Below are 26,111 nucleotides of genomic sequence, written 5' to 3'. Positions count from 1 at the left end.
GGTGAGCGTCAGTCCCGGGACAGGGCCGTGCTGAGCACCACGGACGCCACCAGCGAGCCGATCATCAACCAGACCAGCCGCCACGTCCACTTGTGGCCGAAGTTGAGCGTCCACCCGACGCCCTGCCGCTTCGGCACGAACAGCGCGGGGTCGTCCGGGTTGACGTAGAAGACGCCGCGCCACGCGCGCGGGTCGGCGCTCATCCCGCGCGCGTCGCCGCCGTCGCGACGCTTCGGTGCCGGGACCGCGACGATCGCAAGGGCGAGGACGGCGACCATGAAGGTGATCGCGAGGATCTCGGCCAAGGCTGCGTGGTTCACCATTCGAGCGTGCCACCGGTTGTCACGGTTCTTCAAGTGCGACGCGTCATAAGGTACGCCCGCTGCACATCGTTGCCGGCCGATGCGGCGGCCCGGCCGAACGCCTCCCGTGCCTCGGCGACGCGGCCGAGCCGGCCCAGCAGATCACCCCGCACGGCGTGAAACACGTGGTAGTCGGGCAGATCGAGGGCCTCGACCAGGGCCAGCGCCGTCTCCGGTCCGGTCACCTCGGCGACGGCGACCGCACGGTTGAGCGCCACGACCGGTGTGGGTGACAGGTGCAGCAGCTGGTCGTACAGGCGCAACACCTGCGGCCAGTCGGTGCTCGGCCCGTCGGTGTGGACGGCGTTGATCGCGGCCTGCAGCTGGTAGACGCCGGGCCGGTCGAGCTCCAGGCATTGTCTGACGAGTCTGTGGCCCTCCGCGATGAGGCCGGCGTCCCACTGGCCGCGGTCCTGGTCGCGCAGCAGGACGAGCGCCCCGTCCGGCCCGGTGCGCGCGGGTCGCCGCGCCTCGATGAGCAGCATCAACGCGAGCAGCCCGGTGACCTCGGGCTCGTCCGGCAGCAGCCGGTGCAGCAGTCGGCCGAGCCGGATCGCCTCCGCGCACAGGTCGTCGCGGACGAGCCGTTCGCCGGAGCCGGCGGTGTACCCCTCATTGAAGATCAGATAGATGACGGCGAGGACGGGCGGCAGCCGCGCGGGGAGATCCTCGTCCGATGGCACCCGGTAGGGGATGCGGGCGTCGCGGATCTTCTGTTTCGCCCGCACGACGCGTTGTGCGACGGTCGTCTCGGGCACGAGCAGTGCCTGCGCGATCTCCACGGTGGACAACCCGCCGAGCAGCCGGAGCGCCAGTGGCACCTGCGCTCCCATCGACAGCGCCGGATGGCAGCAGGTGAAGATCAGCCGGAGCAGGTCGGGACCCTCCTCGGGAGGGCCGTGCAGCAGCGCCGCCTCCTGGTGCTTCCCGGAGCGCTTGGCCTCCCGGCGCAGCCGGTCGATCGCCCGGTTGCGGGCGGTGGTGATGATCCAGCCGGCGGGGCTCGGCGGCGGGCCTTCCGTGGCCCAGTGGGCGACGGCCGCGGCGAACGCCTCCTGCACCGCCTCCTCGGCGAGGTCGATGTCGCCGAGCAGCCCGACCAGGACGGCGACGGCGCGCCCGTACTGCTCCCGGAAGACCCGCTCCACCGAGGTCAACGGAAGGGCCGGACCTCGATCGGCAGCCGCGAGGCGCGCATCAACATGTCCGCCCACGCCAGGGCGGCCGCGCGGTCCTCGACGGCGATGACGCAGAACCCGCCGAGATGCTCCTTGCCCTCGGCGAACGGGCCGTCGCTGACGAAGCCCGGCCGCAGCACGGTCGCCGTCGACGGCGGCAGGAGGCCACCGGAGAACACCCACACGCCGGCCTCGCGCACCTCCCGGTCGAACGCGGTCACGTCCGCGTCGATCGCCGCCATCTCCGCCGGCGACGGGGGCTCGCCCTCGCTGGGCTCGATCACGCTGAGCAGGTACTGCCGCATGGTCACCTTTCTACCCCAGCGTCCACGTATTCTTTTCTGCGGCATCTTCACGGAAGGGGATTTCAGGTGAGCAGCGAAACGCTGGAGTTTCAGGCTGAGACGCGGCAGCTCCTGCAATTGATGGTCCACTCGATCTACTCGAACAAGGACATCTTCCTGCGGGAACTGATCTCCAATGCGTCCGATGCCCTGGACAAGTTGCGCCTCGAGTCGCTGATCGACAAGGATCTGGAGGCCGACACCTCCGACCTGCACATCTCCCTCGAGGTCTCGGCCGAGGACCGGACGCTGACGGTCCGGGACAACGGGATCGGGATGTCCCGCGACGACGTCGTCCAGCTCATCGGCACGATCGCGAAGTCGGGCACGGCCGAGATGCTGCGCAAGATGCGCGAGTCGAAGGACGCCGCCGCGAAGCAGGAGCTGATCGGGCAGTTCGGGGTCGGGTTCTACTCGACGTTCATGGTCGCCGACAAGGTCACGCTGGTGACCCGGCGGGCCGGCGAGAAGGGCGGCACCCGCTGGGAGTCCGCCGGCGAGGGCACGTACGAGATCGAGCCCGTCGACGACGCGCCGCAGGGCACCTCGGTGACGCTGCACCTCAAGCCCGAGGACACCGACGACCAGCTGCACGACTACGCCGCGGACCGGAAGATCCGCGAGATCGTCAAGCGCTACTCGGACTTCATCGCCTGGCCCATCCGCCTCGGCGACTCCGACACGCCGCTGAACTCGATGAAGGCCCTCTGGGCGCGGCCGCGCAGCGAGGTCAGCGACGAGGAGTACCACGAGTTCTACAAGCACGTCTCGCACGACTGGACCGATCCGCTCGAGACGATCCACATGAAGGCGGAGGGCACGTTCGAATACGAGGCCCTGCTCTTCATCCCGTCGCGGGCGCCGTTCGACCTGTTCATGCGCGAGGGCAAGCGCGGCGTGCAGCTCTACGTGAAGCGCGTCTTCATCATGGACGACTGCGAGGCGCTGACCCCGCAGTACCTGCGCTTCGTGAAGGGCGTCGTCGACGCGCACGACCTGTCGCTCAACATCTCCCGCGAGATCCTGCAGCAGGACCGGCAGATCCAGGTCGTGCGGCGGCGCCTGGTGAAGAAGGTGCTCTCGACGCTGACCGAGATGCGCGAGTCCAAGGAGAAGTACCTCGGGTTCTGGAGCGAGTTCGGCCGGGCGCTCAAGGAAGGCCTGATCGACGACGCCGACAACCGCGACGCCCTGCTCGACCTGCTCCTCCTGCCGTCGACCGCGTCCGGCGAGCTGACCTCGCTGCGTGACTACGTGTCGCGGATGAAGGAGGACCAGAAGGACATCTACTACATGACCGGCGAGTCGCGGGCCATGGTCGAGCACTCGCCGCACATGGAGGCGTTCCTCGCCAAGGGCTACGAGGTGCTGATCCTCACAGACCCCGTCGACGAGGTGTGGGTCGAGCGGATCACCGAATTCGACGGCAAGCAGCTGCAGTCGATCGCCAAGGGGCAGGTCGACCTCGGCGCCACGGAGACGCCGGCCGAGCAGCAGGAGGAGTTCGCGCCGCTGCTCAAGTGGCTCGGCGAGAAGCTCCAGGACGACGTGAAGGACGTGCGGCTGTCCTCGCGGCTCACCACCTCGGCGGCCTGCATCGTCGGCGACGAGCACGACATCACGCCGACACTGGAGAAGATGTACCGCGCGATGGGGCAGGAGCTGCCGCGCACCAAGCGGATCCTGGAGCTGAACCCGACGCATCCGCTGGTCACGGGGCTGCGCTCGGCGTTCTCGGCCTCGCCTGACGACGAGGGGCTCGTGGAGACGGCGGAGCTGCTGCACGGGGTGGCGCTGCTCGCCGAGGGCGGGGAGCTCGCGGATCCCGCGCGCTTCACCCGCCTGGTCGCGGACCGCCTGGCGCGTTCGCTGTGACGGCCCCGTCGGAGGACGGCCTGCGGGCCGCCGAGCGCCGCCTGCAGGCCGCGCAGCTGGCCGGCGACGTGGCGGTGCTGGACGAGGTGCTCGACGAGCGCCTGGTCTTCACCGGCCCCGACGGGCTGCTGTACGGCAAGGGCGACGACCTCCACCTGCACCGCTCCGGCGAGCAGAAGGTCACGAAGGTCGAGGAGGAGGACCTGATCGTCCTCGTCCACGACCGGACCGGGGTGACCTGCTTCCTGGGTCAGCTCGCCGGCACGTTCAAGGGCACCTCGTTCGCGGCGCGGATGCGGTACACGCGGACCTGGGCCTTCGCTGAGGAAACCGGATGGCGGCTGGTCGCCGCGCACGCCAGCATGCTGTGACATGAGGACCGTCTCGCTTGTGCTCGTCTCGTCCGGCGGCGACGTGCTCGGCGCGTTGCCGCCGATCGAGGTCGAGATACCGTGGTGGTCGGAGATCGCGTCGGTGGTCTCCGCCGCCCGTGCGCGGTTCGGGGTGACGGTCACCGTGCTGCGGCTGCTGTCCACGTCGCTGCCGGAGCAGCCGGGCGGGTCGGTCACGTATCTCGCTTCCGCGCCTTCCGCGCCTGCGGGCGTGCTGCCGTTCTCCGGCATGCTGTCGTCGCATCCGTTGCGTGCTGCTTACGCGGCGGTGGGCGGGCCCACACGGTCACTCGAATGGGCTTCGTCACATATTTCCGAAATCTCGGACATGGTGCAGGTGAAGACCTGGAACCTGTCGTCGCTGTGGCGGCTGGAGACCGGCGGCGACACGGTGTGGCTCAAGGAGCTGCCCGCCTTCCTGCGTGCCGAGACCGCCGTGCTGAGCTGGCTCAACGCGGTGGCACCCGGCGCCGCGCCGACCCTGCTCGCCGCCGACGACGAGGGCCGCCAGCTCCTGTCGCACCTGGACGGCGAGGACCGCTTCGGCGCGCCCGAGGCCGACCGGCTGCCGATGGTCGACCTGCTGCACGACCTCCAGCTGCGGTTCCTGCGGGACCAGCCGGTGCTGCCCGGCATCCTCGACCGCCGCGGCGGCCTCCTCCTGGAGCAGATCACCGCGGCCGCCACCCCCTGGCTCGGCCGGATCGACGGGCTCGAGGCGGTCCTCGACGCGCTGCCCACGCGGCTGGCGGCCGTTGCCGCGTGCGGGGTGCCGGAGACGCTCGTCCACGGTGACTTCCACCCCGGCAATGTGCGTTCTGCGGCTCATGTACCGCCGGCGGTGCTGGACTGGGGCGACGCCTACCTCGGGCACCCCGGGTTCGACATCCTCCGGCTGTGCGGCGGTCTCGAGTCGTCCGAGGCGCTGCTGGCGCGGTGGTCCTCGTTGTGGCGCGCCGCCGTGCCCGGCTGCGACCCGTCACGGGCGGTGACGCTGCTGCGGCCCGTGGCCCCGCTGCTCGGCGCCGCCGTCTACGCCAACTTCCTCGCTAACATTGAGCCAGATGAATGGCCGTACCATGCCGAGGACGTCCCGAGCTGCTTGAAGGCCGCCGTCGGAAATTTTGTCGTACCGATGCTGTAGAACTACCGGCGTCAAGGATCGTCCGACGCTGGAGGTCGATGGCTGTGGACGTTGAGCGGCGCTCGGTAGCGCCCATCATCCCGCCGGTGAAGCCGCGCAAGCTGGCCAAGGTGCCGTTCGTCGAGCTGGCCGACGGGCGGTTGCAGGGGGTCGTGTCGAGCGGCTCCGACGTGGAGCGGGTCTATGTCTCCTCGATCGGGGCCGGCAGCCACGGCCTGAGCTGCAGCACCAACAACAACCGCCCCTGCGGCGGGCTGCGCGGGTCCTATCCGTGCAAGCACCTGCAGGCGCTGCTCGACGAGGCGGTGCTGCAGTATGGCGCCGACCGGGTCGCCCGCTATCTGCGCATCGACGCCGAGCCGGGCGCGAGCCTCGTCGGCGCGCTGCGCGCGCACCACGAGCCGTCCCCCGCGGCGACCGTGTTCAGCAGCTTCCTGCGCCACCTGGCCTATCTGGAGCTGCCCGACACCACGCAGCCCGTGCCCGAGCTGCACTGGTTCCCGTCGGTCGGGGCGGCCCGCTGATGCGCTGTTCATTTCGTCTCGCGACCGGTCGGGTGGTCCGCTGATGCTTGAGACCCAGCTCGGCGAGTTGCTCGCCGACCCCGCCCCGGGCGTGCCCGAGGCCCTCGACCTGGCCGGCTCCGTCGACCAGGCCCTCGCCGACGGGCTCGCCAGGGTCTCCCCGTCCGTGTTCACGGGCCTCGCCGACGCGTTCGCCGGCAGCCCGCTGCGCGACCGGGTAGCCGAGGCCGCCGACAAGATCGCCGCCGGGTCGATCTCCGACGAGCACCTGCTCGCCCTGGCCGGCGCCCGGTCGGCGCTGTTCGGCGCCGTCCACGACGCGCTGCTCGCCCAGGCCGACGCGGCGCTCGGCCGCACCCGGCTGGAGTGGCCCGCCCGCGCCGGCGACGACGTCGCGGCCGCAGGCAACCTGCTCGCGGGCAGCCGCTCCTGGCTGCGGGAGCTCGCGATCACCGGCTGGCGCGGCGTCGACCACGACCTGGTCACCACCGCCGGCCAGATCATCGCGGCGACCCTCGCCGAGCCGCGGCTGCGCCGCCTCGCGACGCTGCTCGACGGGCTCGCCGCGGAGCTGCGCGCGTGCAGCCCGATCGCCACCATGGACCGGCTGCCGCTGCGGCGGTGGGGCGACCTGTGGAGCCGCGCGATGCTCCTGGCCCAGGACGGCGGCCGGGCCACCGCGGCCGAGCCGGTCAGCGGCCGGCTCCTGCTGCTGGGCGCCGACGTCCACGAGCACGCGACCGCCGTGCAGATCCAGGTGCACGGCATCCTCGAGACCCCCGGTGCCGCGCCGCGCCTCGTGCGCACCAGCGTCGCCGCCCCGAAGGTCGACACGATCGTCGGGCCGGCCGTGTGGCGGCTGTTCGCGGGGCACCCGGTGCTGCTCGGCGCCCTCGCGGAGCGGCTGACCCTCGACGTCACCGACCTGCCGCTGCTCGACAGCGGCGACCTGGTCTGGAGCGACGCGCAGGCCAAGGCCGGGCCGCCCGCCGACCCGTTCGCCACCGCCCGGGTGCTGCTGCCCGGCGCGGTCGCACCGGCGGTGCCGCCGCTGGAGCGCCACCCGGCCCGCATCGGCGAGCCTGTCCTCGTCGAGGGCTATGCGGCCGACGGCGGCACGTTCACGCTCGGCGACCAGGCGATCGCCGTCGACACGACGCGGCTGCCGTCGTGCGGGCCGCTGACCCCGCAGCTCGTCGCCGCCTCGCAGGCCTGCATCGGCCTGCTGCGGTGGGACGGCGGCTGGTCGCTGCAGCCGGTCGCGGTCCTCACCATGGTCAAGCGCCAGCCCGTGGCGACCCACACCACCGACTGGGCCCTCGGCCCCACCGACCCGAAGGTCGTCAAGGCGGCCGCCGCGGCCGGCGACGCGGTCGCGGTCCTCCGCGAGCGGGCCGGAAGGTTGCTGCGCCGATGAGCGACGAGAATCGTCGCCAGGTCCTCTACTGGCGGATGCTGTCCCGGGTCTTCCAGACCGACGAGCAACAGGCGTTGGAGGCGGCGAGCGTCGCCATCGTCGAGGACATCGGCCTGCCCCCGGCGCTGCTCGACCCGGCCGTCTCCGTCGACAACCTGGTCCAGCGCCACCCCGAGCTGGCCGGCGCCTTCGACGGCCTGATGACCCCGGCCGACCCGACCTCGGGCACTTCCGCGGGCACTGCGCCGGTCTCGCCCTCAGGGACTCCGGCGGGCTCTGCTGCGGCTACTGGTCTGGGCTCCGCAGGGGCTACCGGGCCGGGCTCCGCAGTGGGGTCTGGACCGGGGTCGCCCGCGGGCGGTTCGGCGGGCACTGCACCCGGCGCGTCATCGGGCGGTTCGGCCGGCACCGGGCCGGAAGCCTCGGCGGGCGCCGGGGAGGACGCTTCGGGGGGCGCTGGAGCAGCGGCGTCGCCAGGCACCCCGGCAGGCACGGCTTCGGGCACCTCGCTGAGCGTGGTGGGCGCGGCGGGTGACGAGGTGCGGCGGGCGGCGCTGGTGTCCAAGCTGCTGATCAACGTGTTCGCGACTGGCAGCGGCAGTGTGAGCGCCGGGCAGCTGGCCAACTGGCAGGCCGACGCGGGGTGGTTCGAGCGGGCGCTCGGCATGAATCCCGGGGAGCTGCGCGGCAAGCCCAACGCCGGCGGGCTCGCCGGGGTGCTCGGCGGGCTCGAAGGCGACCTGGTCAAGCGGATGCACCTGCGGGAGGTCCTGGCCAACCCGGCGCTCGCCAAGCAGCTGACGCCGAGCATGTCGCTCATCGAGCAGCTGCTGCGCGACAAGAGCAACCTGTCCGGCGTCGCCCTCGCCAACGCGAAGGCGCTGATCCGCCGGTTCGTGGACGAGGTCGCCGAGGTGCTGCGCACCCAGGTGCAGCAGAGCAGCGCCGGCGTGATCGACCGGTCCGTGCCGCCGAAGCGGGTCTATCGCAACCTCGACCTCGAGCGCACCATCTGGAAGAACCTGACCAACTGGAGCCCCGACGACGAGCGGCTCTACGTCGACCGCCTCTTCTACCGGCAGACCGCGAAGCGCACCACCCCGGCGAGGCTCATCGTCGTGGTCGACCAGTCCGGTTCGATGGTCGACTCGATGGTCAACTGCACCATCCTCGCGTCGATCTTCGCGGGGCTGCCGAAGGTCGACGTGCACCTGATCGCCTATGACACGCGGGCGCTGGACCTGACGCCGTGGGTGCACGACCCGTTCGAGGTGCTGCTGCGCACGCGGCTCGGCGGCGGCAACGACGGGCCGGTCGCGATGGCGATGGCCCGTCCGAAGATCGCCGACCCGAGCAACACGGTGATGGTCTGGATCTCGGACTTCTACGAGTTCGACCGGTCGCAGCCGCTGCTGGAAGGCATCCAGGCGGTGCACCGCTCCGGCGTCAGGTTCATCCCGATCGGCTCCGTCAGCAGCGGCGGCCAGCAGAGCGTCAACCCGTGGTTCCGGCAGCGCTTCAAGGACATGGGCACGCCCGTGATCTCCGGCCACATCCGCAAGCTCATCACCGAACTCAAGAACTTCCTCGCATAGGAGACCCGACATGACCGACATGCTCCGCGCCCCCGCCGAGGTCAAGTATGCCGATGAGCTCGACTGGCTCGAGTCGATCGACGACGGGCCGAAGCCGTTCTCGTGGCGGTTGAGCCCCAAGATGGTCCGCCTGTTCGTGCTCGGTTCGGAGCGCGCGGACGGCCTCGACCGTGAGGTGTCGCAGAAGTGGTTCGGCGACCGCAGCTTCGTCGAGCGCAGCATCGTGACGCTCGCGTCCGACCGCGGCCTGCTGCTCATCGGCGACCCCGGCACCGGCAAGAGCTGGCTCGCCGAGCTCCTCGCGGCGGCCATCTCCCGCAACTCGACGCTCGTCGTGCAGGGCACCGCCGGCACGACCGAGGACCACATCAAGTACTCGTGGAACGTCTCGATGGTCATCGCCAAGGGCCAGTCCCGCGCCTCGATGATCCCGTCGCCGATCATGACGGCGATGGAGCGGGGCGTCATCGGCCGGTTCGAGGAGCTGACCCGCTCCACCAGTGACGTGCAGGACGCGCTGATCTCGATCCTGTCCGAGAAGTACGTGTCGATCCCCGAGCTCGACGACGACAACATCGTGTTCGCGCAGCCCGGCTTCTCGATCATCGCGACCGCGAACAGCCGGGACCGCGGGGTCAACGACCTGTCGTCGGCCCTCAAGCGCCGGTTCAACTTCGTGCGCATCCCCGTCGTGACCAACAAGCGCAGCGAGGCGGAGATCGTCCGGTTCCGCACCACGGAGCTGCTGCGCCGGCACCAGATCGAGCTCGACGTGCCGCCCAACCTGCTCGACATCCTGCTGCAGAGCTTCGCCGACCTCCGGACCGCGGCGGCATCGGCGACCAGTGACGACGAGAAGCTCGAGTCGGCGCTGTCGACCGCCGAGCAGATCGGCGTGCTGGAGGACGCGATCCTGCACAGCACGTTCTTCGGCGACCGGACCCTGCGGGCGCAGACCCTCGCCGGTTCGCTCGTCGGGTCGCTCGCCCGCCGCACCCCCGAGGACCTCGCGATCCTCAACAAGTACTGGCACGGCGTCGTCGAGCCGCGCAGCAAGCAGGACGGCGGGGACTGGCCGGCCTTCCTCGAAGGCGGCCGCGAGGCGATCGCCACCTTGTCATGAGCGAGCCGTTCGGGGCCTTGCGGCAGCAGCTGGTCGAGGCGGCGACGGCGTTCGCCGGCTCGCCCGGCGCCGTGCCCGGGATCCTCTCCGGGATCGTGGACGACGTCGACCGGGCGCTGCGCGAGGAGCTGGAGATCTTCCCGGTCTGCCACCACTCGCCGGCGTCCGCCCTCGCCATGGTCCGCAGGCTGCGCGAGAAGCAGCCGAAGGTGATCTACCTGGAGCTGTGCGAGGACCTGGCACCGCTGCTGACGGAGCTGCGCAACTGCCGGTTGCCGGTGGCGTTGCAGGCGTTCGCGTCGGAGCTGGACACGTTCCCGAAGGACTGGGGGCCGCTCAGCGTCATCGCGCCGATCACGGAAGCGTCCGCCGAATACCAGGCGATCGCGTACGCGCTGGAGACCCCCGGCGTCGAGCTGGTGCTGGTCGACCGCTCCACCGACCACGTCTTCCAGTGGCAGCCGCGTACCTCCGGCGCTTCCGGCGAAGAAACCCCGGCCGACGCCGAGCCGTCCGGCGCCGGGTCGGGTGTCGCGCCGTCCGAGGCCGACGCGTCGGACGCCGAGGACGCCGGCGCGCTGCACGGCGACGCGGTCGGCATCGAGATCGGCGACCTGCGGCCGCGCTTCGCCGAGCTGGAGACGCACTTGCTGCACCACGGCAAGGTGCGGCACTGGTCGGAGTGGTGGGACCAGTACGTCGAGCAGCCGCTCGTCGACGCCGACTACGCGACGTACCGGCAGGTCATGGTGCTGATCGGCAGCCTCTTCCGGCGGCTGGCGCCCAGCGACACCGAGCGGGTCACGGTCGACGAGGACCGCGAGCGCTACATGTGGACCCGCATGCGCGAGCACCTCGCCACCTCCGGCGTCGACGGGGCCGACTGCCTGTACGTGTGCGGCGCCTTCCACGCCGCCAGCCGGGTCGAGCAGTTCGGCACCGGACCGGACGCGGCGCCGTTCGAGATCAGCCCACGCACCGCGACGAAGTGGCTGTACGGGCTGATCCCGTCCAGCCACTCGGCGATCGAAGGCCAGTTCGGGCTCGCCTCCGGCTCGGTGTCGATCGCGGCGGCGACCTGGGCCAAGGCGGTCAGCCGGTCGAAGCTCGCCACGTTTCAGCTCGAGGGGCAGCGCGGCGGCAAGAAGAAGCCCGGCCGCCCGGCCGCCGCGCCGGTCGAGACGGCTCCCGTCGCCGACCAGCTGACCCAGTTCCTGGCCAGCCCGCCCGACCTGCACGGGTTCGACGAGGAGGAGCTGCTCGGCTGGTCCGTCGACATCGTCCGGCTGGCCCGGCGCAACGGGTACCTCGCCAGCACCGCCGACGCGATCGCCGTCTTCGAGACGTCGATCCTGCTCGCCGGCATGCGCAACCGGGCGCGGCCCACGCCGTACGACTTCCAGGACGCGGCCGTCACCTGCATCGAGAAGGACGTGGTCCCGGGCCGGCGGGACGTGCGGCGGCTCTGCGAGATCCTGCTCGGCGGCGACCGCGTCGGCCAGGTCGGCTACGAGGCTCTGCCGCCATTGGCTCGCGACGTCTACGACCGGCTCGCCCCGATCGGCCTCGACCTGCGCAAGAGCACGGTGCAGCGGGCGCTGCTCGACCTCAACGGGCAGCCCGAGCTGGTTCCCTGCTCCCATCTGCTGTGGATGCTGCGGTACCTGCTGCCCGACGGCGCCGTCCGGCCGATCATGGGCTCGCGGCGGCTCGGCGAGCGGTCGGTCCAGGAGAGCTGGGACCTCTCGATCGGCAAGCATCAGCGGTACATCATCGAGCTCGGCTATGAGGGCGTCACCGTCGAGCAGGTCGTGGAGCGCAGGCTCCGCCGGTCCGTGTACGCGCCCGACGCGACCGCCGCCGTCGCCCTGCGCGCCGTCGAGGACTCGATCCTGTTCCTCGGCAGCCGCAGGTTCACCGACGAGCTCGGCGCGCGGGCCGTCGAGCTGCTCTCCGCCGAGCGCACCGTCGACGACGCCCCCGACGTCCTGCGGCGCATCCGCCGGCTGCTGGCGCACTACCGGTCGACCGAGCCGGAGCTGCCGTCGTGGTGCGCGTCGTTCGTCACCACCGGCTACGCGCACTACTGCACGCTCCTGCCGACCGCGTTCGTCGACGACGAGACCGGGGTCCGGCAGGTCGGCGCGATGCTCGGCTTCCTCTTCACCATGGAGGGCCTGGCGCTGTCGCTCGGCTGCGACCGGGCCCAGCTGGAGCTCGCCGTCCGGCAGTCGCACCCCGAGTCACCGGCGAAGGTCGCGCTGCTCTGGGCCGCGCAGCACCAGCTCGGCCTGCTGCCCCTGGCGGACCTGCGGGCCCGCTGCGCCGACCTGCTGGGCAACCCGCTCGTGGTGCCGACGTTCCCGCAGTACCTGAGCGGGTTCGTCCAGGCGCTGGAGCCGGTGCCGAAGCTGGCCGCGTTCGTGGTCGAGGTGATGTCGGACGCGTTCGCCCACCTGCCCGACCCGGTCCTGCTGCCGTGGCTCCCGACGCTCATCACCACGCTGCGCGACCAGGCGGGCGAGCTCGTGCCCGTCCTGATCCGCGAGGCCGGCCGGACGTTCCCCGGCACCCTGCCCGCCGTCGACGCCTGGGCCCCGCCCTGGACCGTCACCGCGCCCGCCCCGGGTGCCGCGGCCCACGGCGGCGGCGCCATCGGCGGCCTCGGTGACCTCGCCGGAGGCGGCGACGGGTTCGGGCCCGGGTCGGAGCGGTGGGACGCGGCCGTGCCGGTCATGCGGCTGCTCGCCGGGCACCCTTCCTCGGCTGACGGGATCGCCGGCCTGCTCGGTGTCCCGGGCGACGGCGGCGAGAGCCCCGGCTGGTCGGACCTCGAACTGCTCGCGGCGTCCGCCGCCCCGGGGCAGGCGTCCGCCGCGGGCTTGGCGGGTCCGGGACCGTCCGCCGTGCGGGCGCTGCTCGCCGACCACCCAGTGACGGGGGAAGCCTTGGAGGCGCTCTTGGCGGTGGGGTGACCGCGAGCCGAGTCGGTCGGGGCTACGCGATCTCAAGGTCGCGGCGGTGAGGCGGCTCGGTGGCGAGGCCGTGCGGTCGGGCTACGCGATCTCGAGGTAGCGGCGGGCGGCGGTGAGGCGGCCGGTGGCGAGGTCGGCTTCGGGGAGCCAGAAGGAGACGTTGACGACCTCGCCCCAGGCGGTGCCCGGCTCGGCCTCCAGCTGGAGGAGCGGGCGCAGGCCCGGCAGGTGCAGGAACGCGTCCCGCTGCCAGCCGAGCACCTGGTGGCGGGGCGGCCGGCCGGCGGTGTCCTCGGCGTGTTCGCGGGCGGTCATCGCGGCGACCGGGTCGAGGGCGAAGACGTGGGCGAGGGCGGGCGCGTCGTACGGCGGGACGGACCCCACCCGGTCCGCCGCCAGGCACAGCGGCGGGACGACCCAGGTGCCCGGCGGTGCGGGGCGTGGGGGCAGCCCGGCCGGGACGTGCAGGACCCGGCAGCCGTCGTCGAGGGCGTCGCCGAACTGGCCCTCCGCGGCGGTGGACGACCCGTCGCGGAGGAGCGGCCGAAGGTCCTCGAACCGGTCAGCGGTGGAGCGCTCCTCGCCGGGGAGCGGCCGCGCGTCCCCGAACCGGCCCGCGGCGGAGGACTCGTCTCGGAAGAACTGCTGCGGGCCGGTGGTGGATGGCTCCTCGCGGGAGAACCGCTGCGGGCCGGCCGAATCGTTGCGGGGGAACGGCTGCCCGTCCCCGAACCGGCCGGCCATGGAGGAGTCCCTGAACCGGTCGGCGGTGGAGGAGCTCCCGAATCGGGCGGCAGCTGGGGGCTCGGCGTGGAAGAAGAGCAGCTCGCCGGTGCGGGGGAGGGTCCAGGTGTCCGGGAGCACGGCGGCGAGGTCGGCGCAGTCGAGGCGGGCGAGCAGGACCATGGGGGTGCCGTGGTGGGTGGGCCAGTCGGTCCCGTGGGGCAGGCCGGGCAGGCCCCCGTAGCGGTGGGATCGGGTCGCGGCGGCTTCTGGGATCACCGTGAGGGCAGCCGCCGGCTCGATCAGGGACTCGAACAGGTGCATGCGGTGAACCTCGCGGGCGGGGAGGTGCGGAGCGGACAAGCGGCGCGGCAGGTGGCGCAGCGCCGGGAAGCGGAACTGGCACCGGGACTTTAGCGTGGATGTATGGACTCCTCGGCCATCGTCATCGGTGGTGTCGCCTGTTTCGGGGTGGCGATCGTGCTGATCGTCGTCACGGCGGTGGTGTCGGCGCGGCGGGAGCGGGAGCGGGTCGAGGCGCTGCGGGTGTGGGCGAAGCGGCACGGTTGGCAGGTCGTGGTGAGGCCGCAGGTCGACTGGGGACGGCGGATGCCGGGGCGGAACCGGCGGGGCGTGTCGCTCGCGCTGTTCGGGACGGTGGGCGGGCGCCCGGTGAGCATCGCCGACTATTCGTACACGACCTCGTCGACCTCGACGGATGCCAACGGGACGACGCACACCACGACGACCACGCACCATCATGTCGCGGTGGTGGTGCGGCTGCGGATGCCGCGGCCGACGGTGGCCGTGCACAAGCGGGGCGGCGGGTCGAAGCTGTGGCGGTCGCTGTTCGGGGACAAGGCGACGGCGATCGGGTATGAGGCGTTCGACAGCGCGTACCGGGTGAACGCGAGCGACCCGAGCCTGGTCAGAGCGGTGATCGGCGGCCAGCTCGTGGCGGAGCACGTCGCCGGATGGCTGCCGGACTGGAGCGTCGAGGGCAACGAGCTGCTGACGTTCTTCCAGGGGCGGCTCGGCGTGCCGGACAACATCCCCGGGCAGGTCGCGCCGCTGCTGAGGGTCGCGGACCTGATCGAGACCCACGCCACGAGCTAGAGGGCGTCGTAGCGGGCCTGCGCGGCGGAGATCCCCGGCATCTCGGACTCCACGAGGTCGATCAGCTCCATGAGCTTCGTCGCGATCCGGCGGCCGGTGTCGGTGAGGCTGTACTCGACGCGGGGCGGGATCGTGCTCTGCACCGTGCGCAGGACCAGGCCGTCGCGCTCGAGGGCGTGGAGGGTCTGCGACAGCATCTTCTCGCTCACGCCGTCGACGCGGCGGCGCAGCTCGTTGAACCGGTGCGTGCCGCCCAGCAGCGCCGCCATCGACAGGATGCCCCAGCGGCCGGCGACCGTGTCCATGACGGGTCGCGACGTGCAGTTCCTGGCGAAGACGTCGAAGACCAGCTCCTCGTACGACATGAGACAACGGTAACTCAAGGTTTGCACTTTCCAGAAGTTAGTGCTTTCTTGGAGATAGCAAACAGGACGAGGGAGTTCTCATGACCATCACCGTCACCGGCGCCACCGGGCAGCTCGGCCGCCTGGTCGTCGACCAGCTCAGGCAGCGGGGCGTCGACGTGGTCGCCGCGGTTCGCGACACCACGAAGGCCAGCGGCAGGCACGCCGACTACGACAAGCCGGAGACGCTCGTGCCGGCGTTCGAGGGTACCGACCGGCTGCTGTTCATCTCCGGCAGCGACGCCGGCCGGCGGCTCGACCAGCACCGGGCCGTCGTCGACGCCGCCGTGAAGGCGGGTGTGGGCCACATCGTCTACACGAGCATCACCAGGGCCGACACGTCGGCGAACCCGCTCGCGCCCGAGCACAAGGCGACCGAGGAGCTCATCGTCGCGTCGGGGCTGCCGTACACCTTCCTGCGCAACAACTGGTACTTCGAGAACTACACGGCCGGCCTGGCCACCGCGCTGCAGCACGGCGTGATCCTCGGCGCCGCGGGCGAGGGCCGCGTCGCCGCCGCGACCCGCGAGGACTTCGCCGAGGGTGCTGTCGCGGTGCTCACCGGAGAGGGGCATGAGGGGAAGATCTACGAGACCGGCGGCGACGCCACCATGTCGCTCAACGACCTCGCCGCCGAGGTCACCGCGCAGTCCGGCACCAAGGTGGAGTACCGGGACCTGCCGGCCGACGACTACGCGCAGGCGCTGATCGGGTTCGGGCTGCCGGAGCAGTTCGCGCGGCTGCTGGCCGCGGCCGACGCGTCGATCGCCGCCGGTAGCCTCGACGTGCCCGGCGCCGACCTGTCGACGCTCATCGGCCGCCCCACCACGACCCTCGCCGACGCGGTGGCGGCGGCGCTGAAAAGTCTGAAGAACTAGGGAACGCGTCGGCGCCCCCAGGCGTGTGTGTGCTGTGGGGACGCCAGTAATGACCGCGACAAGCAACGACTTCGAGTCGTTCTACCGGTTCGAAGCCGATCGGCTCTACCGCGCGCTCGCCGTCACCCTCGGCGATCCGCAGCTGGCCCGCGAGGCCGCGGATGAGGCGATGGCACGCGCCTACGCCCACTGGGGCCGGGTCCGTGACCACGACAACCCGGGTGGATGGGCGTTCCGCGTCGGACTCAACTGGGCCACCTCCTGGTGGCGCAAGGTCCGGCGGGAGCGCCCGTTGCCGTATCCGGACCCCGACGCGGGCGCCGTCGGCGGCGTGAAGGAGGGGCCCGACACGCATGCCGGCGCCCTCGCCGCGCTGCGGCGGCTGCCGCTGCCGCAGCGGGCCGTGATCGTCTGCCGGGTCCTGCTGGACCTGTCCACCGTGGAGACCGCCACCGTGCTCGGCGTCGCCGAGGGCACGGTCAAGAGCCGGATGGCGCGCGGCCTCGCCGAGCTGCGCCAGTCGCTGGGTGAGGAGCAGGGATGACGACCGGAGACATCACCGAGGTGATCCGCCGCGCCGCCGATGCGGTGCCCGCCGCGGGTTCGGATCTGGATGCTGTACTGCGAAGGCACCACCGCAACCGCCGGCGCAAGGCGACGTCCGCCGCGCTCGGGGCGGTCGCCGTGACGGCCGTAGCGGCTGTCACCGCAATCATCGCGTTAAATCCGGGCGGACCGGCCGTCGGGCCGGCAGCCCCAAGCCGAACAATCCAAGACCAAGACCAAGGGCCGAGGCAGCGCCTGCCGCTCAACGCCGGCTGGGCGCTGGGGCCGGACAAGAACGGCGGCAAGGTCACGGTCCCGCAGGTGCGCGCGCTGTACGAGCTCGGCGCCGACAGGCGGCTGGACGGCACCCCCGTCCCCGAGATCGTCGACGACGTCCGGGCCTGGGTCCCGCTCGACGACGGCCGCTCCGTGGTCCTCGGCGGCAAGAACCTCAAGCCCGGCGTCAGTCGCGAGGACGGCCCCGACGTCAGCGACTTCGCGATCCGCCTGCTGGTGCTGGACGCCGGCGGGCAGGTCGGCCTGCAGCGGGAGGTGCGCGTCCAGGGCCAGGACGTCGAGCTCCTCGGCGCCACCGCGACGACCGCCTACCTGTACCGCACCCCCGGCCGGATCATGGCCCACGACCTCGCGACGGGTGCCGAGCACAGGCTCACGGGCCTCGAACCGGTGCCCTCCTGGGAGACGCACAGCCTGACGGTCCAGGGTGGCCTGCTCCTCGCGGCCCCGCATGCGTCATGCGGGCTGAGGGCCGTCGCGCTGGACACCGGAAAGCAGCTGTTCGTCGCATACCTGCCCTGCGCGGCGACGCGGGTCATGCGGCTCTCGCCCGACGGCCGCACCCTCGCGGTGGCGCTGAGCGACCCCGCGGGGGTCGTGACCCTGTTCAGGATCGACGTCGCGACCGGGAGGGTCGGCACGACGCCGGTCACGCGGGGCGAGAGGTCCGGCGTGCTCGGCGTGGGCTGGGCCGGCGGCACCGTCCGGGTGGTGTGGCTGCGCCTACCCGCGACCGGCGCGCACCCGCTGAGCGAGGAGCTCCGGATCACGGACGTCTAGTAGGAGGCGGCGAGCGTCGCGAGGCCCGCGCCGACCAGCGCCACCGCCCAGACGGTGTCCAGGTTGACGCGGGCCAGCCGGGAGAGCCGCAGCCCCACCGTCTGGTAGACCACGAGTGCGATCGCGCCGGCGACGGTGACCATGGCGGCGGTGTGCACGCCGGTGGCCAGGAAGCCCGCCCACAGCGGATCACCGAGAGCCGAGGCGGCGTGGGTGTGCCCGAGACCCGGCGGCGGGTCGGCGACCAGCACGGGCACGAGCATCAGGCCGGCGCCGTGCACGCTCGACATCAGAAACGACCACCCGGCCAGCTGCGCGGCGGACAGGTGCAGGCCCGGCGGGCCGACATGCCGGCGCGACACCGCCCGCCACAGCCCGAAGCCGACGAGCACGAGGCCGCCGCCGATCGCCACGACCCGGGTCGCGACCACCGACTGCAGGGCGCTGACCAGGCCGGCGACCACGAAGATCGAGGCGGCGTGCCCGGCCGCGATCGGCGCGAGGGCCCGGAGCACCGCGGCCCGGCTGCGCTCCTGCACCCCGTTGGCGACCGCCAGCAGCCAGCCCATGCCGGGGTTGAGGCCGTGGAAGGCCCCCATCGCCGCGAGCAGCGCGATCACCGGCACGACCCCGGAGCCTAGCGCGTGTGTCATCCGGCCGGTGGACACCGGCCGGGTGGGCTTTCCGGTGACGCCTCATGCCGCCGGGGGTGGGGTCGATGGCACGCACGTCGCGGTCACCGACCCTCGAGGAGCACGGATGCACCCTGGAGCACGCACCATCTTCGGCCTGCTGATGGCGGCGGGCGGCACCCTTGTGGCGGTGAACCCGGCGGCGGCCGCGGCGGTCACCCCGGCCGCGCTGCCGCACAAGGTCGGCGGGTTCACCGAGCCGACCACCCGGGTCAACGCGAAGTCGCAGCCCGGCGTGTACGGGACGCTGCCGGACAGCGCGAGCGTGAAGGCCGACCTGCCGGCCGTCGGCGACCAGGGCCAGATCGGCTCGTGCGTCGCCTGGACCATCGCCCACTCGATCATGGGCTACTACGCGAAGCGCGACGGCGGGACCGGCGCCCCGTACGCGCCGCTGTACCTCTACATGCGGTCGGTGCAGAAGGGCGGCGCGCCGAACGCGGGCCTGTCGCCGGAGAAGGCGCTGACCGAGGCCGCCGTCAACGGCGTCGACACCCAGGACGACTACCTGCAGGGCACCACCAACTACACGATCCCGCCGACCGCCGCGGAGATCGCGAACGCCAAGAACTACAAGGTCTCCAGCTGGAAGACCCTGTGGACCGGCTCGGGCCAGGGCACCGCCGGGCAGGTCGCGGTGGAGACCGCGATCGCCGCCGGCTCGCCGGTCGCGATCGGCATGCCGGTCTTCAAGGACTTCATGTACCTGACCGGCGGCGCGCTCTACCAGACGACCAGCGGCACGAATCTCGGCGGGCACATGGTCACCGCGTACGCGTACGACGCCGAGGGCGTGTGGATCCGCAACCAGTGGGGCACCGCGTGGGGCGCCTCCGGCGACGCGCACCTCGCCTGGGCGTTCGTCAACACCAACGTGCAGGCCGCGTACACCATCTCCGGCGTGACCACCCCGTCGAAGGTCACCGTGCCCCGGCCGTCGGTGTCGACGCTGTCGCAGGTCCGCGGGCCGATCACCGGCGGCACCGAGGTCACCATCACCGGCGGCAACCTGGCCACCGCCACGACGGTGAAGTTCGGCGAGACCGCGGCCCAGTTCCGCAAGGTCGAGACGAACGGCGTCATCAGCCTGGTCGCCACGTCGCCCGCGCACGCCAAGGGTGCCGTCGACGTGACCGTCGTCAACGTCGCCGGGGCCAGCACGCTGAACTCGCAGGCGCGCTTCCTGTACCAGCCGCCGCTGCCCGTCGTGACGAGCCTCAGCGCCGCGAGCGCGTCCGTCGTCGGCGGTGACGTCCTCACGGTCACCGGCGCCAGCTTCGACGGCGCGACCGCGGTGCGCATCGGCGCCAACCCCGCCGCCAAGGTGAAGGTGCTGTCGCCGACGACGATCACCTTCACCGTGCCCGCGAAGCTCGTCCCCGGCATCTACGACGTGACGGTCGTGACCCCGTCCGGCATCAGCGCCACGGTCGCCGCCGACAAGCTCGCGATCGTCAACCCGCCCGCGCCGACCATCGTCTCGCTGAGCGTGACCAGCGGCCCGACCTACCTGCCCACCCCGGTGGTCGTCACCGGCACCAACCTCGGCGGCGTCACCGGGGTCAGCGTCGGCGGGGTGGCCGCCCTGTACCAGCGGGTCTCCGACACGCAGCTGAAGGTCACGATGCCGGTCCACGCGGCGGGCCAGGCGACCGTGCGGGTGACCACCGTCGGCGGCACCGTCGAGGGCGTCTCGGCGCCGTTCACCTACGTCGCGCCGCCCGCGCCGGTCGTGTCCGCGGTGGCCCCGGCGACCGGCGGCACCAGGACATGGACGACCGTCGAGGTCTCCGGCAGCAACTTCGTGGCCGTCGACAAGGTCACCTCCAACGGCGTCGCGGTCTCGTTCGTCAGGCTCTCCGACACCAGGCTCAAGGTGTACCTGCCGCCGCGCCCCGCGGGCCCGGTCCAGCTCCAGGTCATCACGAAGGGTGGCACCAGCGCTGCTGCCACGACGTCGACCTTCACCTACAAGGTCTGACGTACCCGCAGGAAGAAGGCCGTCCCGCACCCGGGCAACCGGGGGCGGGACGGCCTTGCCCGTCCCGAAGGTTGCATCCCGGTGCTGTCGAGATGAGTACATTTCCTCACCCGGATGAATCGTTTGATGGGGCATCGCCTCACCCGATCGACCGCTACCCTTTGCCGGACTTCGATCCTTGCTGGGGGTGAACCCGGGTGCGACGAATCCTTTTCGCGGTGGCCGCCGCCGGTGCGATCAGTGCACTGGGCGCCTGCACGGCATCTGGCCCGGAGGAGGTGCGCACTCCCGGACTCGCCGACCGGGGCCTCACGATGACCACAGTGAAGCCGACCCGGCAGGACCTGACCAACAAGGTGAGCCTGACCGGCAAGGTGCAGCTGAGCCCGACGTTCGGCCTGGTCGCCCCGATCGACGGCGAGATCCGCTACCTCGACGTGAAGGCGTCGACGAGCACGCCGACGAAGCCCACCAAGGTCGCCAACATCTGGGCCGGCGGCAAGGCCACCCCCATCGAGGTGCCGGCCGGCGCCGTCTTCAGCGGCCGCCTCGTCGACGACCGGTCCAAGGTGACCGCAGGCATGCCGGTGGTCTCGGCGAAACAGGCCGGCTACGGCGTGGTCGCGGACATCGAGGGCGCCCAGGCGTACCAGATCTCCGACCAGCTCGAGTCGGTGCAGGCGCAGATCAAGAACGGCCCCGGGCCGTTCCCCTGCACGGTCCTCGGCACGCTCGCCGCCCTGCCCGCGGGCACGATCCCGGAGCCCGTCACGCCGACGCCCAACCCGTCGGCCGCGCCGGTGCCGCAGCCGAGGGTCACCGGCCAGCAGCAGCAGCCTTCCGAGCCCACGGGCATGCGGCTGGTCTGCGTGCCGCCGGCCGAGGTCAAGGCGATCAACGGCGCCGCCGCCACGGTCGAGGTGATCACCGCCCGCGCCGCGAACGCGCTGGTCCTGCCGGTCGAGGCGGTCGCCGGCTCGCAGGGCAAGGGAAAGGTCGACGTCGTCAAGGCCGACCAGACGCGGGAGACCCGCGAGGTGACGCTCGGGCTCAGCGACGGCAAGGTCATCGAGATCAAGAGCGGCCTCACCGGCGACGAGACGGTCGCCGTGCCCGGGCCGAACCTGCCGGCCGCCAAGAACAACGGCGGGGAGCCGATGCCCGGGTTCAGCAAATGAGCCCGCTCATCGAGATGGTGGGCATCACCAAGACGCTGAAGGGCCAGCAGGAGCCCCGGGTGATCCTCGACGGCGTCGACCTGACCGTCGACCCCGGCGAGAGCGTCGCGATCCTCGGCCGGTCCGGGTCGGGCAAGAGCACCCTGCTGAGCCTCATCGGGCTCTTCGACCGGCCGGACGACGGGCACTACTTCATGGACGGCCGCGACCTGGCCCGCATCCCCGAGCGGAAGGCCGCCGCCCTGCGCAGCGCCCAGTTCGGCTTCGTCTTCCAGCGCTTCTTCCTGCTCAAGCACCTGACCGCCGCCCAGAACGTGGCGATGGCGCTGGTCAACGGGCAGGGCTGGCTGCCGCGCCGGCACCGCCGCGCCCGTGTGCTGGAGGCGCTCGACCTGGTCGGCATCGCGCACCTGGCGAAGCAGCGACCGGCGAAGCTCTCCGGCGGTGAGCAGCAGCGGGTCGCGGTCGCCCGGGCCCTGGTGCGGCAGCCGAAGCTGCTGCTGGCGGACGAGCCGACCGGCGCGCTGGACACCGAGACCGGCAACCTCGTCATCGAGGTCATGCGCGCCGCCACCGACCGCGGCTGCGGGCTGATCCTCGTCACGCACGACCACGCCCACGCGGCCAAGATGCAGCGCGTGCTGACCCTCACCAACGGCGTGCTGACGGCACCGGACCAGAGCCCGACGGAAGTGCTGACGGCACCGGACCAGGGTCCGACGGAAGTGCTGACGGCACCGGGCTGGGGCGCGACGGAGGTGCCGGCATGATCCGGCTGTCGGGCCGGCTCCGGTCGGCGCTCATTATCGGCGGGCAGGGCATCAGGTCGCGCAAGCTGCGCACCTTCCTGTCCATGATCAGCCTGTTCCTGGGCGTCCTCGCCGTCGTCACCGTCCAGGCCGGCGCGGAGACGGCGAAGACCCTGCGCCTCGCCGACCTGGAGCTGCACGTCGGCAAGGACGGCACCCGGCAGATGTACATCCCGCCGATGCCCGACGCGATGGACGCCGCCCTCACCACCGTCACGGGCAAGCCCGGCGCCGTCGGCATGCTGGGCTACCAGGCGATCATCGGCGAGCCGGACGTGCTGCCGATCAACCAGGGCGCCGCGCCGTTCGACAACAACGAGGGCGGCTACTACGGCCCGGGCATGCCGATGAACTGCGACCCGATGACCGGCATGTGCCGCCCGATGGAGCCGGTCGCGCAGCCGCCCCGCGGGCAGGCGATCGAGGTCGTCCTGCAGGGCCTGACCGGCGACGTCCGGCAGTTCCGCCCGTTCCGCCCGGTCAGCGGCGACTGGCTCGACTTCGGCGGCGACCCCTCCTACTCGCCCCGCCTGGTGATCAACAAGGAGGCGGCGAAGGGCTTCACCCGCTACCAGATCCCGGCGGAGATGCGGGTCGAGGGCGCGACCGCCAACCCGACGCCCCGCATCATCGGCGTCGTCGACGACGGCAACCCCCAGCCGACCGCCTACGTGCGGGCCGACGAGATGCGCAACTGGATGCCGAAGCCGTCGGCCAACCAGATGTACGGCCCGGGCCTGCAGCTGCTGTTCGCCCCCGGTGCCGGGGAGACCGAGGCGCTGGTGATCCGCAAGCTCACCGGCCTCGGCGTACCGCAGGAGATGCTGCACGTGGAGACCGTCAACGCCCGGAAGGACATCGCGGGCGAGCTGGCGATCATCCGCTGGATCTTCCTCGGCATGGCCGCCCTGGTACTGCTCATCGGCGTCGCCGGCATCCTCAACGTCGGCCTGGCGACGGTGGGGGAGCGGGTCGAGGAGTTCGCGCTGCGCCGGGCCGTCGGCACGCCCCGTTCGCTGCTGGCCGGCATCGTCCTGGCGGAGACGCTGCTGACCGGCCTGCTGACCGCGGCCGCCGCGATCGGCCTGGCGGTGGTGGCGCTCGACGTGGGCGCCGGGCTGCTGGGCTCGCGGGTGCCGCAGCTGCAGGAGATGACGTTCCCGTGGCAGGCGGGGGTCGCCGGCGTCATCGCGGGCCTGGTGGCGGGCCTGCTCGGCGGCCTGATCCCGGCCATCCGCGCCGCGCGGATCCCGATCGCCACGGTCATGCGGGCATGAAAGAAGGGGGCGCCCTTCGAAGAGCGCCCCCTCCCTACAGCAGGACCACTACGGAGCCCAGGGGTTCTCCACGGACCACGTGGTGTCCTCGGTGAAGCTGGTGGGGTTGTCCCACGCGTTCGGCCCGCCCGGCGTCGCCAGCCACAGCTCCGACGCCCGGTGGCGCAGGAACTGGCCGGGGAAGTTCCAGGCGGTCAGCCGCACCCCGCCGGTGCCCTGCTGGGCGCACCAGGTGGCGTCGGCCTTGAAGAGCGCCGAGTTGTCGTTCGGGTCCTTGCGCACCCGGTAGGCCTGGTGCCGCAGGTACTGGCCGGGGAAGTTGCGCGACTCGAAGGAGTAGCACGAGGCGTCGGCCAGGCCGGGCACGATCCTCCAGGTCGCGTCCTGCTTGAGCAGCGTACTGCTGTTGGCGTCGACGACCTCGGTGTAGCCCAGGCTGTTCTGGTGCCTGATGTACCGGGTGGTGCAGCACGGCGTCACGACCCGGAATGACCGGTACACGTTCGTCGGCAGCGTGGCCGGCGGCGGCGGGTTGGTCGAGGCGTTGATGAGCGCCTGGTTCGCCGCCCGGAACCGGGCCACGTCGACCTTCATCACCTGGCGGTCGTAGGTGAGGAAGCCGTTGCTCTCGTTCTCCACGTCGGTGATCTCGGTGTAGACCGACGCGGACAGGCCCGCCGGCATGCCGCCGGTGCGGAGCTGGTCGTACAGGCCGACGATGCGGTTGTTGAGGTTCGTGGCGTTGCCCTGGTCCTCGTAGCTGAACCCGTTGCCGGGCGACCACTCGTGACCGGAGACGCGAAGGCCCAGGCCGCCGAACTCGCCGAGCACCGCGGCGCGGGTCGCGGTCGGCAGCGTGGAGCCGGGACCGACGTAGATGTGGTTGTCGATCACGTCGCCGTTGCCGCCGTCGACGGAGCCGCAGCAGTTGACCCCGCTCATGTTGTTGACCAGGCGCGACGGGTCGTAGGCCTTGACGTCGTTGGCGATGCGGGCCTGGTCGTACTGCCCCCAGCCCTCGTTCTGGTCGACCCACATGACCAGCGACGGCGAGCTGCGGTGCTGGTCGATGATGCGGTGGTACTCGGCCTCCCACTGGGTCCGCGCGGCCGTCGTCGGGTTCTTGCCGGTCGGCATGGCGGGCATGTCCTGCCACACCAGGAGGCCGAGCTGGTCGGCGTGGTAGAACCAGCGCTGCGGCTCGACCTTGATGTGCTTGCGCACCATGTTGAAGCCGAGGTCCTTGTGCGCCTGCAGGTCGGAGCGCAGCGCGGCGTCGGTGGGCGCGGTGTAGATGCCGTCGGGCCAGTAGCCCTGGTCCAGCGTGCCGGACTGGAAGACGAACTGGCCGTTGAGCAGGATGCGCAGCTTGCCGTTGACGAGCTCGCGCGAGATCGACCGCATGCCGGCGTAGCTGCCGACCGAGTCCACGACCGTGGAGCCGCTCTTGAGGTCGACGCGGACGTTGTACAGGAATGGGTCGCTGGGCGACCAGCGGTGCGCGTTCGGCACCGGGACGCTGAACGCGGTGCCCGTCCCGCCGTTGGCGGTGCCGACCTGGGTGGTGCCGTCCAGGACGGTGGCGGTCACGGTGTGCCCGGACAGGCCGGCGCCCTGCACGTTGACCGACAGCGTGTTGTTCGACAGGTTCGGCACCAGGTCCACACGGGTGATCCGGGCCGTCGGGGTCGGCTCCAGCCAGACCGTCTGCCAGATGCCGGAGACGCCGGTGTAGAAGATGCCGCCGCCCGCGTGTGGGAGCACGTCGTTGCGGCGCTGCTTGCCGACCGCCTGGGTGCCCGCGTCGGTCGGGTCGTAGACGCCCACGATGATCGTGTTGGTGCCGCCGTTGAGCAGGCTCGTGATGTCGTAGGTGAAGGCGTCGTAGCCGCCGCTGTGCACGGCGCTGGCCTGCGTGCCGTTGACCCATACGGTGGTCTGGAAGTCGACCGCGCCGAAGTTGAGCTGGACCCGGCGCCCGGCCCAGCCGGATGGGACCGTGAAGGTGCGCTTGTACCAGAGCCGGTCGTTCTCCGTGACCTTGCGCTGGATGCCGGACAGCGCGGACTCGACCGGGAACGGGACGCGGATCTGCTCGCCGAACGTGCCGGGCGGGCTGGTCTGGCCGCTACCGGTGACCGCGAAGTCCCAGATGCCGTTGAGGTTCTGCCAGTCGGTGCGGGTCAGTTGCGGGCGTGGGTACTCCGGCAGCGGGTTCGCCGTGGGCACCGAGTTGGTCCACGGGGTGGTCATCGGCGGCGTCTTCGGAGTCCATGCGCTCGCGGGGGCGGCCGTGGCGATCACGGTGCCCGCCGTGGCCAGCAACGGTGCCAGCGCGAGCGCGAACCATCTGGAGAGCTTCATACGAGTGGCTCCTCGAGGTATGCGTCAGCCCCGGTGGCGGCCGAGGCTGGTCCGTGGGGACATACGTCCCCACGGACCAACACATAACCTCACGATCCAACGAAGAGTGTCAAGAGTCACTCATCAATATCCCGCAC

General features: G+C 71.8%; 23 protein-coding genes. 16 read left to right on the top strand and 7 right to left on the bottom strand.

Annotated elements, in window-relative coordinates; genetic code table 11:
• Positions 1-8 precede the first annotated feature (8 nt).
• The 3 genes from ABZ321_RS06625 to ABZ321_RS06615 are packed head-to-tail and all read right to left on the bottom strand — an operon-like array spanning position 9 to position 1,845.
• Positions 9-320: a DUF5808 domain-containing protein gene (locus tag ABZ321_RS06625; protein ID WP_344501255.1), complete on the bottom strand. Its 312-nt coding sequence runs from the start codon at positions 318-320 to the stop codon at positions 9-11.
• 32 nt (positions 321-352) lie between these two features.
• The gene (locus tag ABZ321_RS06620; RefSeq protein WP_354889803.1) at positions 353-1,519 is read right to left on the bottom strand and encodes an RNA polymerase sigma factor; all 1,167 of its coding nucleotides are present in this window, start codon (positions 1,517-1,519) and stop codon (positions 353-355) included.
• Positions 1,516-1,845, bottom strand: a complete 330-nt coding sequence (locus tag ABZ321_RS06615) for a YciI family protein (protein WP_344501257.1) — start codon at positions 1,843-1,845, stop codon at positions 1,516-1,518. The genes ABZ321_RS06620 and ABZ321_RS06615 overlap by 4 nt, the downstream gene beginning before the upstream one ends.
• A 66-nt stretch (positions 1,846-1,911) precedes the next feature.
• Here ABZ321_RS06615 and htpG point away from each other — a divergent pair, with 66 nt between their 5' ends.
• Genes htpG through ABZ321_RS06575 form a run of 8 tightly spaced genes read left to right on the top strand, consistent with a single transcriptional unit; the run spans position 1,912 to position 12,929 of the window.
• Positions 1,912-3,759, top strand: coding sequence for a molecular chaperone HtpG (gene htpG, locus ABZ321_RS06610; RefSeq protein ID WP_354889801.1), 1,848 nt, complete (start codon positions 1,912-1,914; stop codon positions 3,757-3,759).
• Positions 3,756-4,130: a nuclear transport factor 2 family protein gene (locus ABZ321_RS06605; protein WP_344501259.1), complete on the top strand. Its 375-nt coding sequence runs from the start codon at positions 3,756-3,758 to the stop codon at positions 4,128-4,130. The genes htpG and ABZ321_RS06605 overlap by 4 nt, the downstream gene beginning before the upstream one ends.
• 1 nt (position 4,131) lies before the next feature.
• Complete coding sequence (locus ABZ321_RS06600) at positions 4,132-5,295, top strand: aminoglycoside phosphotransferase family protein (protein ID WP_344501260.1); 1,164 nt, start codon at positions 4,132-4,134, stop codon at positions 5,293-5,295.
• Between the two features lie 38 nt (positions 5,296-5,333).
• Positions 5,334-5,819: a hypothetical protein gene (locus ABZ321_RS06595; protein ID WP_354889798.1), complete on the top strand. Its 486-nt coding sequence runs from the start codon at positions 5,334-5,336 to the stop codon at positions 5,817-5,819.
• Positions 5,820-5,862: 43 nt separating this feature from the next.
• Positions 5,863-7,236, top strand: coding sequence for a hypothetical protein (locus tag ABZ321_RS06590; RefSeq protein ID WP_344501262.1), 1,374 nt, complete (start codon positions 5,863-5,865; stop codon positions 7,234-7,236).
• On the top strand, positions 7,233-8,831 hold the full coding sequence (locus tag ABZ321_RS06585; protein ID WP_354889796.1) for a VWA domain-containing protein: 1,599 nt from the start codon (positions 7,233-7,235) through the stop codon (positions 8,829-8,831). Before ABZ321_RS06590 ends, ABZ321_RS06585 begins: the two co-directional genes overlap by 4 nt.
• Before the next feature lie 10 nt (positions 8,832-8,841).
• Positions 8,842-9,954 carry an AAA family ATPase gene (locus ABZ321_RS06580; RefSeq protein WP_344501264.1) on the top strand — a complete coding sequence of 371 codons (1,113 nt, stop codon included), beginning with the start codon at positions 8,842-8,844 and terminating at the stop codon, positions 9,952-9,954.
• On the top strand, positions 9,951-12,929 hold the full coding sequence (locus ABZ321_RS06575; protein WP_354889794.1) for a DUF5682 family protein: 2,979 nt from the start codon (positions 9,951-9,953) through the stop codon (positions 12,927-12,929). The genes ABZ321_RS06580 and ABZ321_RS06575 overlap by 4 nt, the downstream gene beginning before the upstream one ends.
• Before the next feature lie 81 nt (positions 12,930-13,010).
• Here the strand turns inward: ABZ321_RS06575 and ABZ321_RS06570 are convergent, their stop codons facing one another.
• Positions 13,011-13,976, bottom strand: a complete 966-nt coding sequence (locus ABZ321_RS06570) for a DUF1963 domain-containing protein (protein ID WP_354889792.1) — start codon at positions 13,974-13,976, stop codon at positions 13,011-13,013.
• 102 nt (positions 13,977-14,078) lie between these two features.
• Here ABZ321_RS06570 and ABZ321_RS06565 point away from each other — a divergent pair, with 102 nt between their 5' ends.
• Positions 14,079-14,768 (top strand): hypothetical protein, encoded by a 690-nt coding sequence (locus ABZ321_RS06565; protein WP_354889790.1) that lies wholly within the window; start codon positions 14,079-14,081, stop codon positions 14,766-14,768.
• Here the strand turns inward: ABZ321_RS06565 and ABZ321_RS06560 are convergent.
• Positions 14,765-15,133 carry a helix-turn-helix domain-containing protein gene (locus tag ABZ321_RS06560; protein WP_344501268.1) on the bottom strand — a complete coding sequence of 123 codons (369 nt, stop codon included), beginning with the start codon at positions 15,131-15,133 and terminating at the stop codon, positions 14,765-14,767. The genes ABZ321_RS06565 and ABZ321_RS06560 overlap by 4 nt on opposite strands.
• Positions 15,134-15,213: 80 nt before the next feature.
• Between ABZ321_RS06560 and ABZ321_RS06555 the strand changes: the two genes are divergently transcribed.
• Genes ABZ321_RS06555 through ABZ321_RS06545 form a run of 3 tightly spaced genes read left to right on the top strand, consistent with a single transcriptional unit; the run spans position 15,214 to position 17,673 of the window.
• Positions 15,214-16,050 (top strand): SDR family oxidoreductase, encoded by an 837-nt coding sequence (locus ABZ321_RS06555; RefSeq protein WP_354889788.1) that lies wholly within the window; start codon positions 15,214-15,216, stop codon positions 16,048-16,050.
• Between the two features lie 49 nt (positions 16,051-16,099).
• Positions 16,100-16,594 carry a SigE family RNA polymerase sigma factor gene (locus ABZ321_RS06550; RefSeq protein WP_354889786.1) on the top strand — a complete coding sequence of 165 codons (495 nt, stop codon included), beginning with the start codon at positions 16,100-16,102 and terminating at the stop codon, positions 16,592-16,594.
• Entirely contained in the window at positions 16,591-17,673 is a 1,083-nt protein-coding gene (locus tag ABZ321_RS06545) for a hypothetical protein (protein WP_354889784.1), read from the top strand. Before ABZ321_RS06550 ends, ABZ321_RS06545 begins: the two co-directional genes overlap by 4 nt.
• Here ABZ321_RS06545 and ABZ321_RS06540 read toward each other — a convergent pair.
• Positions 17,670-18,326 carry a hypothetical protein gene (locus tag ABZ321_RS06540; RefSeq protein WP_354889782.1) on the bottom strand — a complete coding sequence of 219 codons (657 nt, stop codon included), beginning with the start codon at positions 18,324-18,326 and terminating at the stop codon, positions 17,670-17,672. The genes ABZ321_RS06545 and ABZ321_RS06540 overlap by 4 nt on opposite strands.
• Positions 18,327-18,432: 106 nt before the next feature.
• Between ABZ321_RS06540 and ABZ321_RS06535 the strand changes: the two genes are divergently transcribed.
• The 4 genes from ABZ321_RS06535 (at position 18,433) to ABZ321_RS06520 (ending at position 23,610) form a co-directional block, all read left to right on the top strand.
• Positions 18,433-20,346 (top strand): IPT/TIG domain-containing protein, encoded by a 1,914-nt coding sequence (locus tag ABZ321_RS06535; RefSeq protein WP_344501273.1) that lies wholly within the window; start codon positions 18,433-18,435, stop codon positions 20,344-20,346.
• 197 nt (positions 20,347-20,543) lie between these two features.
• Positions 20,544-21,524 (top strand): efflux RND transporter periplasmic adaptor subunit, encoded by a 981-nt coding sequence (locus ABZ321_RS06530; RefSeq protein ID WP_354889780.1) that lies wholly within the window; start codon positions 20,544-20,546, stop codon positions 21,522-21,524.
• Entirely contained in the window at positions 21,521-22,294 is a 774-nt protein-coding gene (locus ABZ321_RS06525) for an ABC transporter ATP-binding protein (protein WP_344501275.1), read from the top strand. The genes ABZ321_RS06530 and ABZ321_RS06525 overlap by 4 nt, the downstream gene beginning before the upstream one ends.
• Positions 22,291-23,610 (top strand): FtsX-like permease family protein, encoded by a 1,320-nt coding sequence (locus tag ABZ321_RS06520; RefSeq protein WP_344501276.1) that lies wholly within the window; start codon positions 22,291-22,293, stop codon positions 23,608-23,610. The genes ABZ321_RS06525 and ABZ321_RS06520 overlap by 4 nt, the downstream gene beginning before the upstream one ends.
• Before the next feature lie 48 nt (positions 23,611-23,658).
• Here ABZ321_RS06520 and ABZ321_RS06515 read toward each other — a convergent pair whose 3' ends face one another.
• Positions 23,659-25,974 (bottom strand): AbfB domain-containing protein, encoded by a 2,316-nt coding sequence (locus tag ABZ321_RS06515; protein WP_354889777.1) that lies wholly within the window; start codon positions 25,972-25,974, stop codon positions 23,659-23,661.
• Positions 25,975-26,111: the final 137 nt, after the last annotated feature.

The organism is Dactylosporangium sp. NPDC006015, from assembly GCF_040614215.1.
GTDB lineage: Bacteria > Actinomycetota > Actinomycetes > Mycobacteriales > Micromonosporaceae > Dactylosporangium > Dactylosporangium maewongense.
Note: the sequence above shows the minus strand (reverse complement) of the source record. Positions and strands in the feature narration are given on the sequence as shown.